We start from the raw sequence: 14,039 nt of genomic DNA, 5'->3' as shown, positions 1-14,039 counted from the left end.
TAAGATCGATGCGTCAGGCCGTGTGCCGATCGGGGGCAAACAGGAAATAATCATAGGCGGCCCGCGCCGCTTCGGCCATGATGCGGTCGCGCATCTCATGCCCCCTGTGATCCTTCATCACGAAGACGGTGATGACGAACATGCGCCCGTCCGGAAGGGTCACGATGCCCGTGTCGTTGCCGAGGCCGTTCAGCGTCCCGGTCTTGTGCGCGATGCGCGTGCCCGGCGGCAGCATGGCGCGCAGCCGCGCCTTGCCCGTCTTGCACCGTTCCATGATCGACAGCATCAGCGCGCTCGTCTGCGGCTGGAGCACCCGGCCCTGGCGGATCGCGCCCAGCAGGTCGTCCATCGCCCGCGGCGTGGCGGTGTCGCGGGGATCGGCGGCAAAACCGATATTGGGCATGTCCCGCGCGTCGCGCTGCGCGGAGGAAAGGCCCGATTCCATCGCGGCCTCATCACCAAAGCCGGTGCCGGGCACCTTGGCGCGGGCGAGCAGGTCACGCGTGTTGCTGTCGACGCGAAGCCCCTTGATCCCCGCGGCATGGACCCAGTCGTTCACCGCCTGCGGGCCGCCGGCGCGGGCGACCAGGGCGTCGGTCGCATCATTGTCGCTGAGCGTCAGGCTCATTTCCAGCAGGGTGCGCACCGCCACAGGCCGGCCGAGCCGGGGCAGTTGTTCCTCCAGGCTGAGGCTGCCGGCGTCCAGCAGCGAGAGGATCTTCGCCGCGACCGCCACCTTGTAGGTGCTGGCCATCGGGAACAACGTGTCGCCATTATAGGCGAGCGTCTCGCCCGTGCCGAGGTCGCGCACGGCGATGCCGACGGTGCCGTCGGTCAGCGTCGCGAAGCGGGCGAATTCGGCCATCAGCCGGGCTTCGGCGCTCTGCTGGACCGGATTGGGCCGGGGGCCGAAGGCGTCGGCGGTGGGCAGCGGGGCGAGGAACAGCCCCAGGAAGGCGATCAGCTTGGTACGAAGGCGCGGCATGCGCCCTCTTTTCCCGATTCGCGGGAGAAGGGCAAGTGCCAGGCGTTGACAGCGGTTCGCCCGCCGGTTCATCACGCCGGGCCATGAACGACACCATCAGGCTGGACGAGAGCTGGCGCGCGCCGCTGCTCGACGAATTCACGAGCCCCTATATGCAGGAGCTGAAGCGCTTTCTTCAGGAGGAGAAGGCGCAGGGCAAGCGCGTCTTTCCCAGGGGCAGCGAATATTTCCGGGCGCTGGACCTGACGCCGCTGGACAAGGTGAAGGTGGTGGTGCTGGGGCAGGACCCCTATCATGGCGAGGGGCAGGCGCATGGCCTGTGCTTTTCGGTGAGGCCGGGGGTGCGCACGCCGCCCTCCCTGGTCAACATCTACAAGGAATTGCAGAGCGACCTGGGCCTGTCGCCGCCGCACCACGGCTTTCTGGAACATTGGGCGCGGCAGGGCGTGCTGCTGCTGAACAGCGTGCTGACGGTGGAGATGGGCAAGGCGGCCTCGCACCAGAAGCGCGGCTGGGAACGGTTCACCGACGCGATCATCCGGCTGGTCAACCAGCAGGCGGAGCCGGTGGTGTTCCTGCTGTGGGGCGCCTATGCGCAGCGCAAGGCGGAGTTTGTCGACCGCAGCCGGCATCTGGTGCTGAAGGCGGCGCACCCCTCCCCCCTTTCCGCGCATAACGGCTTTCTGGGGTGCAGGCATTTTTCGCAGGCCAACGCCTTTCTGGAGGAGAAGGGACGCGGGGCGATCGACTGGGGCTTGCCGGAGGCGGTGGCATGAATTTCGATGATCAATTGCACCGCTATTTCGGAGTGCGCGAGGTGGAGGCGCTGACGCCCGATGCGCTGGCGGCGGGGATCGAGCATATGCGCGTCGATTTCGGGCTGGAGACCGACCAGCGGCGGCGCTTTGCCCTATGGTCGCTGATGTTCCTGCTGGGGGCTGCGCCCGATCTGGACGAGGCGTTCGAGGACCCGGCGGACCGGGATGCGGCGCGGGACTTCATGGAGATGATGGAGCGGGCCGAGGAGGATGACGGCTGAACGGCAGGTCGGGAAAGCTGGGCCGGCGGCGGGACCGGGTTCCTGCCTGCGCAGGAACGCGGTATCCTGTGGGGCATGCGAATCTTCACCATCGGCTATGAGGGCGCGACGCAGGACGAGGTGATCGCGGCCCTGCGCGCGGCGGGGGTCACGATGCTGGCCGACGTGCGGGCGGTTCCCCTGTCGCGGCGTCCGGGTTTTTCGAAGAATATCCTTGCCGCCGGGCTGCGGGAGGCGGGGATCGATTATGTCGGGTTGAAGGCGCTGGGAACGCCCGCCGCCGGGCGGGAAGCGGCGCGCAAGGGGCAGCATCAGCGGCTGGCGGAAATCTATGCCGGGCAATTGGAACTGCCCGAAGCGATGGTGCAGGCGGCGCAACTGGCGGAGATGGCGGCCGAGCAGCCGGTCGCCGTGCTGTGCTTCGAGCGGGATGCGGCAGCCTGTCATCGCTCGCTCCTGCTGGACGCGGTGTTGCCGGATGCCGAGCGGATCGACCTTGTTCCCTAGAGCGATCCGGCCGATCCTGTCCGGTGAGGTCGAAAGCCGCCCCAGAATCTGCGCTGTCGAAACGATTCCATATTGCATTGCAGCAGGGGGTGGCGTTTCATCGCCTTCATGCTGAAGGCCGCGCTCCACCACCTGACATCCTACCGCTACAGCCGGCCGATCCGGCTCGGGCCGCAGGTGATCCGCTTGCGGCCCGCGCCCCACAGCCGAACGAAAATCCCCAACTATGCGTTGAAGATCGAGCCTTCCGGGCATTTCCTCAACTGGCAGCAGGACCCGCATGGCAACTGGCTGGCGCGGATCGTCTTTCCCGATCCGATCGATCATTTCTCGGTCGAGGTCGACCTGCTGGCCGATCTCGACATCATCAATCCCTTCGATTTCTTCGTGGAGCCTTATGCGGAGGACTATCCCTTCGCCTATGACGAGCAGTTGAAGACCGACCTGGCCGCCTATTTCGACCTGGAGGACCAGGGGCCGCTGTTCGATGCGCTGGTGGAGAGCCACAGGGGCTATGAGGGGCGGACCATCGACTTTCTGGTCGAGGTGAACCGGCGGCTCCAGAGCCAGGTGGGCTATGTGATCCGGATGGAGGCCGGGGTGCAATCGCCCGAGGAAACGCTGGAGATCGGCACCGGATCGTGCCGGGATTCGGCCTGGCTGCTGGTGCAACTGCTGCGACGTCTGGGTTTTGCGGCGCGCTTCGTGTCGGGCTATTCGATCCAGCTGGTGGCCGATGTCGAGCCGCTGGAGGGGCCGAAGGGGGTTTCGCAGGACGTGGTCGACCTGCATGCCTGGGCCGAGGCCTATGTGCCGGGCGCGGGCTGGGTGGCGCTGGATGCGACGTCGGGGATGTTCGCGGGCGAAGGGCATATTCCGCTGTGCGCGACGCCGCATTACCGCTCCGCCGCGCCGATCACCGGCATGGCCGAGCCGGCGGAGGTCGATTTCCATTTCTCCATGGGGGTGAGTCGCATTGCCGAGGCGGTGCGGATCACCAAGCCCTTCACCGACGCGCGCTGGGACGCGGTGATGGCTTTGGGCGCGCAGGTCGATGCCGACTTGCAAGCGCAGGACGTGCGGCTGACGACCGGGGGCGAGCCGACCTTCGTCGCCGAAGATGGTGGCGATGCGGGCGAGTGGAACGGCGACGCCGTGGGACCGACCAAGGCGGGCTATGCCGACCGGCTGATCCGGGGATTGCGGGAGGCGTTCGCGCCGGGCGGGATGCTGCATCATGGGCAGGGCAAATGGTATCCGGGCGAGAGCCTGCCGCGCTGGGCCTATGCGGTGTACTGGCGGCAGGACGGGGTGCCGATCTGGCGCGATGCCGGGCTGATCGCGGATGAGGTCGCGCCGGAGGGTGCGCGAACCGTGACGGCAGCGGATGCAGAGGCCTTCATCGCGCAGATGGCAGGCGCGATGGGCTTTTCGCCGGAGCATGTGCAGCCGGTCTTCGAGGATCCGGCGGTGTGGGCGGTCAAGGAAGCCGACCTGCCGGTCAATACGTCGCCGGACGATCCGAAGATCGCCGATCCGGAGGCGCGGGCGCGGATGGTGCGGGCATTCGAGCGCGGACTCGACCAGCCGGTGGGCTATGTGCTGCCGGTGCAGCGGTGGCAGAGCCAGGCTCAGGCGCCGCGCTGGCAGAGCGAGATATGGCAATTGCGGCGGGGGCGCCTGTTCGCGGTGCCGGGGGATTCGGCGCTCGGCTATCGCCTGCCGCTGGGATCCTTGCCGCATGTGCCGGAGGCGGCCTATCCGTATATCCATCCCCGCGATCCGAGCGAGCCGCGGGGGCCCCTGCCCGATTTCAGGGCGACGGTGGATGAGGTGCTGGCCCAGCCGGTGCAGCGGGTGCCCGACGCACCGGGCGGCGCGGCCGCGCAGGAGCGGGTCGAGCAGTTCCATATCGAGGGGGCGGTGCGCACCGCCGTGACGGTGGAACCGAAGGGGCATTTCCTGTCGATCTTCCTGCCGCCGGTCGAGACGCTGGAGGATTATCTGGAGCTGATCGCGCAGGTGGAGGGCGCGGCGGAGGCGACGCGGATTCCAGTGCGGATCGAGGGCTATGCGCCGCCGCCCGATCCGCGGCTGCAGGTGTTGAAGGCGACGCCCGATCCCGGCGTGATCGAGGTGAACATCCAGCCTTCGTCGACATGGGACGAGACGGTGGAGATCACCGAGCGGCTCTATGCGCTGGCGCGGACATATGCGTTGACCGCCGACAAGTTCATGGTCGACGGGCGGTCGGTGGGGACCGGGGGGGGCAATCATATCGTGCTGGGCGGGCCGAGCCTGAATGACTCGCCCTTCATCCGGCGGCCCGACCTGCTGAAGAGTTTCGTGCTTTATTGGCAGCGGCACCCTGCCCTCTCCTATCTGTTTTCGGGGCTGTGCATCGGGCCGACCAGCCAGGCGCCGCGCATCGACGAGGCGCGGCATGACGGGCTGTACGAGCTGGAGATCGCGCTGGCGCAGGTTCCTGCGCCGGGTGAGGGCGACGCGCCGCCGCCCTGGCTGGTGGACCGGCTGTTCCGCAACCTGCTGGTCGATGTGACGGGCAATACCCATCGCACGGAGATCTGCATCGACAAGATGTTCTCGCCCGACGGGCCGACCGGGCGGCTGGGGTTGCTGGAGTTCAGGGGCTTTGAAATGCCGCCGGAGCCGAAGATGAGCCTGGCGCAGCAATTGCTGCTGCGGGCGCTGACGGCGTGGTTCTGGCGGCAGCCGCAACAGGGCGGCCTGGTGCGCTGGGGGACGGCCTTGCACGACCGCTTCATGCTGCCGCATTTCGTCTGGGCGGATTTCCTGGAGGTGCTGGGCGACCTGCGCGGGGCGGGATACGCGTTCGATCCCAACTGGTTCGAGGCGCAGCGGCAGTTCCGTTTCCCCATCCATGGCGCGGTCGATGCGGGCGGCGTTGGGCTGGAGATTGCCCACGCGCTGGAACCGTGGAACGTGCTGGGCGAGACGGGGGCGATCGGGGGTACGGTGCGCTATGTCGACAGTTCGACCGAGCGGTTGCAGGTGCGCGCGACCGGCCTGGTCGCCGGACGGCATGTCGTCGCCTGCAACGGGCGGCGCGTGCCGATGACGCCGACGGCAGTGCCGGGCGAGGCGGTGGGCGGCGTGCGGTACAAGGCGTGGGCGCCCGCCGCCTGCCTGCACCCCGCCCTGCCGGTCAACGCGCCGTTGACCTTCGACGTGCTGGATAGCTGGAGCGGGCGGTCGCTGGGCGGGTGCGTCTATCATGTCGCGCATCCGGGCGGGCGCAATTACGACACGCTGCCGGTCAACGCCTATGAAGCGGAAGCGCGGCGCAAGGCGCGGTTCCAGGACCATGGCCATACGCCGGGGCCGGTCGACATGCCGCCCGGCGAAACCCCGAGCGAATTTCCGATGACGCTGGACCTGCGTTTCCGGCATCCATGAGCGTAACGGACGCCCCTGTCATGGAAGCAGCCGGTTGGGCCGATGCCTATCTGGCGCGGGCGCCGGAGGGCGACCTGTTCGCCGGGGCGGGCGCGGAGATGGCGGGGCACTGGCGGGCGATGCTGGAACGGCTGTCGGCGCAGGCGCAGGGCGATCCGGCGGTGCTGGCCGGCAATGTCGAGCGGCAGGCGGTCGACCTGGGCCTGGCCTTCCGCCTGACCGGGGACCAGCAGGAACGGCCCTGGCCGCTCAGTCCCATTCCGTTGCTGATCGGGGCGCGGGAATGGACGCAGATCGAGCAGGGGCTGGTCCAGCGGGCCCAGTTGCTGGAGCGGGTGATCAGCGACATCTACAGCACGCAGTCGCTGGTGCGCGACGGCAAGCTGCCCGCGAGCGTGATCACCGGCAGCCCGCATCATTGGCGGGTGATGACCGGTGCGCCACCGCCCCATGGGCATTTCATCCATTTCTACGCCGCCGATCTGGCGCGCGGGCCGGACGGCGAATGGCGCGTGCTGGCCGACCGGGTGCGGACGCCGGTGGGCGTCGGCTATGCGCTGGAGAACCGGCTGGCCCTGTCGCGAGCGACCGGAGACCTGCTGGGCGCGCTCAATGTGCGGCGGCTGGCGCCGTTCCTCAGCGACCTGCGGCGGGGGCTGGCGGCGGATTGCGAACGGAGCGATCCGCGCATCGGGCTGCTGTCGCCGGGGCGGTTCAACCAGAGCTATGCCGAACAGGCGCATCTGGCGCGCTATCTGGGGCTGTTGCTGGTCGAGGGCGACGACCTGATCGTGTCGGACGGGCAATTGTTCGTGCGGACCATCCAGGGGCTGAAGCGGGTCGACGGGCTGTGGCGGTGGATGGACAGCCGCTTCCTCGACCCGCTCGCCTTCGACGCGGAATCGCGCATCGGCGTGCCCGACCTGTTCGACGCCTGCGTCAAGGGCGGGCTGATGTTGGCGAACTGGCCGGGCGTGGGCGTGATCGAATCGCGGGCGATGGCTGCATTCCTACCGGGACTGGCGCGGGAAGTGCTGGGCGCGGACCTCATCCTGCCCAATATCGCGACATGGTGGTGCGGACAGACGGCCGAGCGGGCGCATGTCGCGCAGGCGCTGGACGAGCTGGTGGTGGGGTCCGCCTTTGGCCGGGAGGTGGCGGAACTGGACGGAACCCGGTTCCTGCCCGGATCGGGGATGGGCGCGGGACAGCGGGCGGCGCTGCTGGCGGCGATGGCGCGGCGGCCGATGGACTATGTCGGGCAGGAAGTGGTGCGGCTGTCGACCACCCCCGCCATCGTCGAGGGCAAGCTGACTCCCCTGCCCTTCACCCTGCGCGTGTTCGTGGCGCGGGACGAGCTGGGGCAATGGCGGATCATGCCGGGCGCCTTTGCGCGACTGGCGGCGCATGGCGACATCCGCGCCGCGCTGATGGGCGAAGGGGATCTGTCCGCGGACATGGGCGTGGTCGATGCGCGGCCGGTGCCGGAGGATCGGCTGGCGACGGCCGCGGCGGCTCCGGCGATCCGGCGGGTCGGCGGCATGCTGCCCGCCAAGGCGGCGGACAATCTCTATTGGCTGGGCCGCTATATCGAGCGCATGGAGATGACGGCGCGGGTCATCCGGGCGATCGTCGGCGGATCGATCGAGGCCGATCTGGGCCCCGCGGTCGGATCACCCACCATGGACCGGCTGCTGGGGCAGCTTGCGCTGTGGGGCGCGATCCCATGGGCCGGCGGGGCGGTGGGGCCGCTTTGCGCGCAGGCCCTGGGCGACGGCGCGCAGCCGGGCAGCGTGCGGGCATTGCTGACGGCCGTGGCGGGCATCGGCGAAGGGCTGCGCGATCGGCTGGCGGTGGATTATTGGCGGCTGGTGCGGCTGCCCCTGCCCGATTTCGACGGGGGGGTGACGGAAACCCTGCTGAAGGCATCGTCCCGGATGATCGAGCGGATCTCCGCGCTGTCGGGATTGGCGGCGGAGAATATGGGACGGAGCGAGGGCTGGCGGTTCCATGACATGGGGCGGCGGATGGAGCGGGCGATCAACGGCTGCCGCCTGGCCATGCTGCTGGCGGGCGACGGCGCGTCGGCGGATGACCTGACCGTGCTGCTGGACCTCAACGACAGCCAGATCAGCTATCGCAACCGTTATCTCGCCGGGCCTGCGCTGGCGCCGGTACGCGATCTGGTGGCGCTGGAGCCGCATAATCCGCGTTCCATCGTCTATCAGGCGCAAAGGCTGGCCGAGCATGTCACGGCGCTGCCCACATTGCATGGCGACGGCATGCCGGAGGCGCCGCAGCGGCTGGCCGCGATGCTGGCGGCGCGGCTGGCGCCATTGACGGGCGACATATTGGGCATGGCCGACCTGGCGGATGCGGAGAGCCGGTTGCTGGACCTGTCGGACGCGATCGGCCAGCGCTATTTCCTGCAGCGGCGCAAGGAAAGGAGCGAGGGCGTCAGCCTGCTGTCATGATCTATCGCATCCGGCACCAGACCATCGTGCATTATGATGCGCCAGTGCAGCTTGCGCGCCTGAACCTGCGGCTGCGGCCCGCGCCGTGGCCGGGTCAGTGGACGTCCGACTATCATCTGGCGGTCGATCCCGCGCCCTCCTCCATCGAATCGCGGCCGGGGGCATGGCCAGTGAATGTCGCGCGGCTGGAGATCGACAGCCCGCTCCATCGGATCAGCATCGACAGCAGCTTCCGCGCCGGGGTGCAGGGCGGGCCGCCGGCCGGACCGCAGCAGGGCGACCCGAGCGTCGGCGCGGTGGCGGAAGCGGCGCTGGCATCGCGGGACATGGGGCCGGCGGGACCGGCCCATTATCTCCATGCCTCGCCGCGCGTTCCGCTGGTGCGAAAGATCGGGGAATGGGCGGGCGATCTGCTCGTTTCCGACCGGCCGGCGGTGGCGGCCGGGCTGGAGCTGGCGCAGCGGATCAGGGGCGAATTCGCCTATGTCAGCGGGGCGACCGACGCGGGCACGCCGGTCGAGGCCGCCTTTGCGGCGCGGCACGGCGTGTGCCAGGATTTTGCCCATGTGATGGTCGCCGCGCTGCGCTGGTTCGGGCTGCCCGCCGCCTATGTCAGCGGCTATCTGCGCACCGATCCGCCGCCGGGTATGGCGCGACTGGTCGGCGCGGACGCCATGCATGCCTGGGCGATGCTGTGGTGCGGGCCGCAGCGGGGGTGGATCGGCCTTGACCCCACCAATGGCGTGATCGCGGGCGAGGGGCATCTGTTCGTCGCCATGGGGCGGGACTATGCAGATGTCGCGCCGATGGACGGGCTGTTCGTCGGCGGTGCCGGGCAGAATGTGCAGGTGATGGTCGATGTCATGCCGGAGGACGACCGGGGCATGGGATGACAATCCTGCCCGTGATCGATGGGGGGACCACGGGCAGGACGGCGCAGCCGATCACATGCCGATCACATGCGGATCGCGTTGCGGAACATGACGAAGGCGATGATCACCAGATAGACGCCGAAGATCTTCTTGAGCGGGGCGGCGGGCATGGCGTGCGCGACGGCCACGCCCAGCGGCGCCGTCAGCACGGACATGGAGGCGATGGCCAGCGTCGCGGGAACATTGACATAGCCCAGCGAACCCCAGGGCAGGCCGCCTTCCCTGAGGCCGATCAGCGCGAAGCCGATGGCGCTGGGGATGGCGATCAGCGTGCCGATGCCCGACGCGGTGGCGATGGCGCGGTGGATCGATCGGCCGCAAAGCGTCATCACCATGATGGCGATGGTGCCGCCGCCAATGCCGAGCAGCGCGGAAAAGGTGCCCAGGCCCCCGGCGATGCCGACGCGGGCGATGCCGGAGGGCATGGTGTCGCTGATCACCTTGCCGCCGACCTTGGGCAGCAGGAAATTGAGCGACATCAGGAAGACGCCGACCGCGAAGATCATGGTCAATATGCGTCCGTCGACATGGCCGGCCAACAGCACGCCGACGCCGTCGCCCAGGATGATCCACGGCGCCCAGCTCTTGAGCACCTCGAACTCCACGGCGCCGCGCTTGGCATGGGCGAGCAGCGAGCGGATCGACGTGACGATGATCGTCGCCGCCGACGTGCCGATGGCGACATGGGCGACGGCGTTATGCGTTCCCCCCAGCAGCGGCAACACCACGAACAGCGCCGGCACCACCACGAAGCCGCCGCCAATGCCGAAGATTCCCGCCGCGAAACCGGCGAACAGGCCCGCGCCCAGCATCGCGACCAGCGGCACCAGCCAGCTCATCATGTCACCCTGCATCAGCGCCGCTCCCCAGCCGGTGCCCTGCTGGCGGCGTTATCGGGGAAGGAGCCCTTCTGCATCGGGGCGGTGGAAGCTGTGCAATCGACCATGATGGAACCCATGCCTCTCTTCGGCGGAATGTCGGTGGCAGGGGCAATCAACCGCCCCGCACCCTTCCAAGACGAACGAAGGTGGGGAACCCGCAAAGGGGGGAGCAATATTGTGATGAATATGAGGGTGAAGAGCGGACGCCGATGGTCGCGCTGAGGCACATGGTGCTCCTGCGACGGCGGGAGCATGGGTGCGTTCAATGGCTAAATGATCAAAAGGCCGCCAGCGCCCTATCCCACAGCCTGTTCCGCCGGAGTGTAGGGGAGGTCCAGCGCATCGGCCACCGCGCGATAGGTGATCTGCCCGTTCCACACGTTCAGCCCGTCGAGCAGATGCGGGTCCGCGCGCAATGCGTCCTTCCACCCCAGGTCCGCGATCCGCAGCGCATGGGGCAGGGTGACATTGTTGAGCGCATAGGTGCTGGTCCGCGCCACCGCGCCGGGCATGTTGGCGACGCAATAATGGACGATACCCTCGACCACATAGGTGGGGTCGTCATGGGTGGTGGGGTGGCTGGTTTCGAAGCAGCCGCCCTGGTCGATCGCCACGTCCACCAGCACGGCGCCCTTCTTCATGCTCTTCAGCATGTCGGCCGACACCAGCTTTGGCGCGGCGGCGCCGGGGATCAGCACCGCGCCGATCACCAGGTCGGCTTCCGCAACGCATTCCGCCAGATTGGCCCGGTTGGAGAAGCGTGTCTTTGCCCGCGCCTCGAAATGGATGCCCAGCCGCTCCAACACTTCCGGGCTGCGGTCCAGGATGGTGACGTCCGCGCCCAGCCCCGCCGCCATCTGCGCCGCGTTGAAGCCGACCACGCCGCCGCCAATCACCGCGACCTTCGCGGGAAGGACGCCGGGCACGCCGCCCAGCAGCACCCCCCGCCCGCCATGCGCCTTTTCCAGCGCGGTCGCGCCGGCCTGGATCGCCATGCGGCCGGCGACCTGACTCATGGGCTTCAGCAGCGGCAGGCCGCCATGGGCGTCCGTCACGGTTTCATAGGCGATGCCGATCGCGCCCGACGCCATCAGCGCACGCGCCTGATCGGGATCGGGCGCGAGGTGCAGATAGGTGTAGAGGATCTGGCCGGGGCGCAGCATGGCCCGCTCCTCCGGCTGCGGCTCCTTGACCTTCACGATCATCTCCGCCGCTGCGAAGATGGCGGCGGGATTATCGACGACCTCCGCCCCGGCGCGGGCGTAGAGGGCGTCATGGGCGCCGATCCCCTCCCCCGCGCCGCTTTCCACCAGCACGCGATGGCCATGCGCGGTCAGTTCATGCACGCTCTCCGGCGTGAGGCCGACGCGATATTCGTGATTCTTGATCTCTCTGACGGTGCCTACGATCATGACCATCTTCTCCATCATTGCCGACGGGAGGCTATATTATAGTCCAGATAGGCATCGTTCCGGCATTTTACCCGTTTCGGCGCGACGACGCGTTCAGGGCGCCGGCCGTACCGGCACGGGCGCGTTGCAGAGATCGACGCCGCCCGCGGGCCGATCGTAGAAATCATCCTTCCGGTTCGCGCGCAGGCGGAGATAATCGGCAAAGCTCTGCGACGTGACGTCCATCACCTGATAATGCGGCCGCTGCGCCTCCGGCAGGTCGCTGGCCAGACGGACCGACAGGATCGGCAGGCGCCTTTCGCCCGCGGCGTAGAAGCCCAGCTCTCCCGAACCGCGCGGCAGGCTGGCGAGCAGGGCGATCCCCTCGATCACCCGTCCGACCAGCGCGATGTTGCGGTCGAGCTGGCGCGGGGCCTGGCCGATCACGGCATAGAGTTCGGCTCCGGTCCCCGCGTCTGGCGACAGGTTCCGCGCCACGCCGACCATGGCGTAGCAATGGGGGAGCCAGGCCGACGTCTGATCCATCGCCACCGGCCAGCCATCGATGAAGCCGGTGCGGGGGGCATAAGCGTCCGGATAGGGCAAGGGGAGCGGCGCGGACTTGAGCGTCGCGAGCGGGCGGACATAATCGGCCTTGATATCCGTGGCGATGCCGGCCGGCAGGGCCTTCTTCTCTGTCGCGTCGCCCCATTGGGCGACATAATTGTCCTGCACGCGGTAGACGCTTTCCCCATCCCACCAGCCCGCGCGGGCAAGTGCGCGGATATTGGCGACATGGGCCGGCGCGAAGTCGGGCGCGAGCTGTATGACGACGCGCTTGCCGCCCTCGACCGTCATGACCAGCAGCGTATCGGGCGCGATGCTCCGCCACGCGCTGGCGGGCGCCTGCGCCACGACGGCGGAGGGGGTGGCCAGCGGATCGGCGGCAAGTGCCGGCGAAGACAGGCAAAGCGTGGCCAGCAAGGGCGAAAATCGGATGTGCATGGCGCAATCAGGCACCCATGAGACAGGAAAGTAAAGCATCCCCTTGCCTAGCGCGCCGACGCACGATAGGGAGCCGCCTCCAGTGCAATGCGGAGCGGTGGCCGAGTGGTCGAAGGCGCTCGCCTGGAAAGTGAGTATACGTCAAAAGCGTATCGAGGGTTCGAATCCCTCCCGCTCCGCCACCCAGTCTCAAATCATTGAGGATATTCGAGAACCCGCCGGAACACGGGCGCAGTTCCGCGCGCTTTCGCCTTCCGTCGGTAGTGCGGAGAGCCCGATGCGCACGAAAGATACGCGATCTGCCCCAGATTCTCTGATGCTGTGGGCAGCACTACCGAATGCACGCGCGTAACAGTCAGGCTTCACTCGCCATTTGCAAAAGAAGTTCTTGATGTCGACCTTGCCAACCCCGGAGCATAAGCCGTGAAATCACAGGCCTTCCGTCAGCCGGGGCGCCTCATCCTGAACAGCCGGTCCTGGGTGATCTCAAAATAATCTGCCGGCCCGCCGCCGCGGGTAATAGGGTGTGGACGCGCCGTTTGATAAATCCCATCCTCGAGCATTGCCATGTCAATATGAATGCCGACCGCCTCCCCAATAACGAGCCACTGATCCAGATCGAGACCGTCCTTGGTTTTGAGTTGAATGAGTTGGGTCAAACGGCATTCGAAATGGACCGGGCTGCCCGCGACGCGAGGTGGTTTAACGAGCACAGAGGGTAGCGCGCTCAGTCCGGCGAGATCGAACTCGTCGACGTCGGGATCCACGGCTGCCGAGCTTGCGTTCATCTGCTCCGCCTGAGCCATTGTTGCGAGGTTCCAGACGAAGTCGCCCGTTGCCTGAACATTCGCCACTGAATCCTTCCAACCCACCGACGAGAAGGCGACAAGCGGGGGACGATAATTGACCAGGTTGAAGAAGCTGTATGGCGCCAGATTGCGCACCCCATTCTCGCTTATTGTCGAGATCCACCCGATCGGCCGCGGGGCAACGATCGCATTGAGGGGATCATGTGGTAACCGATGCCCCTCTCTGGGCTCGTAGAAATGAAATTTGGTCATTGCGTACGGTAGCAGACGGTCGGCAGCTGAGGAGCACAAATTCACCGCCGAACGTCGACTGAGGTCGACGGCTGACCGGCAGCTGTTGCTGCTCGCGACTGATCGTCAACCTCGAAAGAGGACCGGCAGCTATCGCCCACCGGCCGACGGAAGCCCGATATTCCTAAATCGGCCAATTGTTCAGCGGTTGGTCGGAGCCGGGTAACTTCACCTGTTCCGCAATGGTGATGGACCGAACCGGATCCCATCCAGCGCCCGACTTCCTGCAACTGACGCAGGCAGAAACCGCTCGATTTCACGGGCAAGTCGAGCGAACCAGCCTCATC

The 14,039-nt window shown here is 67.5% G+C and carries 11 protein-coding genes and 1 tRNA gene; 7 read left to right on the top strand and 5 right to left on the bottom strand.

Annotated elements, in window-relative coordinates; translation table 11 throughout:
* Nucleotides 1-13 precede the first annotated feature (13 nt).
* Nucleotides 14-985 carry a serine hydrolase gene (locus MRBLSP13_RS04285; protein WP_363752933.1) on the bottom strand — a complete coding sequence of 324 codons (972 nt, stop codon included), beginning with the start codon at nt 983-985 and terminating at the stop codon, nt 14-16.
* A gap of 83 nt (nt 986-1,068) precedes the next feature.
* Between MRBLSP13_RS04285 and ung the strand changes: the two genes are divergently transcribed.
* From ung to MRBLSP13_RS04255, 6 genes are all read left to right on the top strand, one after another.
* Nucleotides 1,069-1,761, top strand: a complete 693-nt coding sequence (gene ung / locus MRBLSP13_RS04280; RefSeq protein ID WP_363740038.1) for a uracil-DNA glycosylase — start codon at nt 1,069-1,071, stop codon at nt 1,759-1,761.
* Complete coding sequence (locus tag MRBLSP13_RS04275) at nt 1,758-2,024, top strand: hypothetical protein (protein WP_363752931.1); 267 nt, start codon at nt 1,758-1,760, stop codon at nt 2,022-2,024. The genes ung and MRBLSP13_RS04275 overlap by 4 nt, the downstream gene beginning before the upstream one ends.
* Before the next feature lie 75 nt (nt 2,025-2,099).
* Nucleotides 2,100-2,531 carry a DUF488 family protein gene (locus MRBLSP13_RS04270; protein WP_363740014.1) on the top strand — a complete coding sequence of 144 codons (432 nt, stop codon included), beginning with the start codon at nt 2,100-2,102 and terminating at the stop codon, nt 2,529-2,531.
* A gap of 108 nt (nt 2,532-2,639) precedes the next feature.
* Complete coding sequence (locus tag MRBLSP13_RS04265; protein ID WP_363740015.1) at nt 2,640-5,969, top strand: DUF2126 domain-containing protein; 3,330 nt, start codon at nt 2,640-2,642, stop codon at nt 5,967-5,969.
* A complete protein-coding gene (locus tag MRBLSP13_RS04260; protein ID WP_363752928.1) occupies nt 5,966-8,443 on the top strand; it encodes a circularly permuted type 2 ATP-grasp protein in 2,478 nt (825 codons plus the stop codon). The genes MRBLSP13_RS04265 and MRBLSP13_RS04260 overlap by 4 nt, the downstream gene beginning before the upstream one ends.
* Nucleotides 8,440-9,336, top strand: coding sequence for a transglutaminase family protein (locus tag MRBLSP13_RS04255; RefSeq protein ID WP_133653879.1), 897 nt, complete (start codon nt 8,440-8,442; stop codon nt 9,334-9,336). Before MRBLSP13_RS04260 ends, MRBLSP13_RS04255 begins: the two co-directional genes overlap by 4 nt.
* A gap of 62 nt (nt 9,337-9,398) precedes the next feature.
* On the opposite strand, the gene MRBLSP13_RS04250 is transcribed toward MRBLSP13_RS04255, so the two are convergent.
* The 3 genes from MRBLSP13_RS04250 to MRBLSP13_RS04240 all read right to left on the bottom strand — a co-directional run bounded on the left by MRBLSP13_RS04250 (nt 9,399) and on the right by MRBLSP13_RS04240 (nt 12,691).
* On the bottom strand, nt 9,399-10,229 hold the full coding sequence (locus tag MRBLSP13_RS04250) for a sulfite exporter TauE/SafE family protein (RefSeq protein WP_133653880.1): 831 nt from the start codon (nt 10,227-10,229) through the stop codon (nt 9,399-9,401).
* A gap of 323 nt (nt 10,230-10,552) precedes the next feature.
* Nucleotides 10,553-11,668 (bottom strand): alanine dehydrogenase, encoded by a 1,116-nt coding sequence (ald, locus tag MRBLSP13_RS04245; RefSeq protein WP_363752925.1) that lies wholly within the window; start codon nt 11,666-11,668, stop codon nt 10,553-10,555.
* A gap of 93 nt (nt 11,669-11,761) precedes the next feature.
* Nucleotides 11,762-12,691, bottom strand: coding sequence for a peptidylprolyl isomerase (locus MRBLSP13_RS04240; RefSeq protein WP_363752922.1), 930 nt, complete (start codon nt 12,689-12,691; stop codon nt 11,762-11,764).
* 52 nt (nt 12,692-12,743) lie between these two features.
* Here MRBLSP13_RS04240 and MRBLSP13_RS04235 point away from each other — a divergent pair.
* A tRNA-Ser gene (locus MRBLSP13_RS04235) sits at nt 12,744-12,834 on the top strand.
* A gap of 261 nt (nt 12,835-13,095) precedes the next feature.
* Here MRBLSP13_RS04235 and MRBLSP13_RS04230 read toward each other — a convergent pair.
* Nucleotides 13,096-13,713: a flavin reductase family protein gene (locus MRBLSP13_RS04230; RefSeq protein WP_363752919.1), complete on the bottom strand. Its 618-nt coding sequence runs from the start codon at nt 13,711-13,713 to the stop codon at nt 13,096-13,098.
* Nucleotides 13,714-14,039: the final 326 nt, after the last annotated feature.

It is taken from the genome of Sphingobium sp. LSP13-1-1.1 (assembly GCF_040676415.1).
Lineage (GTDB): Bacteria > Pseudomonadota > Alphaproteobacteria > Sphingomonadales > Sphingomonadaceae > Sphingobium.
Note: the sequence above shows the minus strand (reverse complement) of the source record. Positions and strands in the feature narration are given on the sequence as shown.

Bases quoted from the DNA above. Each gene is read 5' to 3' on its own strand.
- MRBLSP13_RS04270 (WP_363740014.1), top strand. From the start codon at position 2,100: ATGCGAATCTTCACCATCGGCTATGAGGGCGCGACGCAGGACGAGGTG.
- MRBLSP13_RS04240 (WP_363752922.1), bottom strand. From the start codon at position 12,691: ATGCTTTACTTTCCTGTCTCATGGGTGCCTGATTGCGCCATGCACATC.
- ung (WP_363740038.1), top strand. From the start codon at position 1,069: ATGAACGACACCATCAGGCTGGACGAGAGCTGGCGCGCGCCGCTGCTC.
- MRBLSP13_RS04260 (WP_363752928.1), top strand. From the start codon at position 5,966: ATGAGCGTAACGGACGCCCCTGTCATGGAAGCAGCCGGTTGGGCCGAT.
- MRBLSP13_RS04275 (WP_363752931.1), top strand. From the start codon at position 1,758: ATGAATTTCGATGATCAATTGCACCGCTATTTCGGAGTGCGCGAGGTG.
- MRBLSP13_RS04230 (WP_363752919.1), bottom strand. From the start codon at position 13,713: ATGACCAAATTTCATTTCTACGAGCCCAGAGAGGGGCATCGGTTACCA.
- MRBLSP13_RS04255 (WP_133653879.1), top strand. From the start codon at position 8,440: ATGATCTATCGCATCCGGCACCAGACCATCGTGCATTATGATGCGCCA.
- MRBLSP13_RS04285 (WP_363752933.1), bottom strand. From the start codon at position 985: ATGCCGCGCCTTCGTACCAAGCTGATCGCCTTCCTGGGGCTGTTCCTC.
- ald (WP_363752925.1), bottom strand. From the start codon at position 11,668: ATGATCGTAGGCACCGTCAGAGAGATCAAGAATCACGAATATCGCGTC.
- MRBLSP13_RS04265 (WP_363740015.1), top strand. From the start codon at position 2,640: ATGCTGAAGGCCGCGCTCCACCACCTGACATCCTACCGCTACAGCCGG.
- MRBLSP13_RS04250 (WP_133653880.1), bottom strand. From the start codon at position 10,229: ATGCAGGGTGACATGATGAGCTGGCTGGTGCCGCTGGTCGCGATGCTG.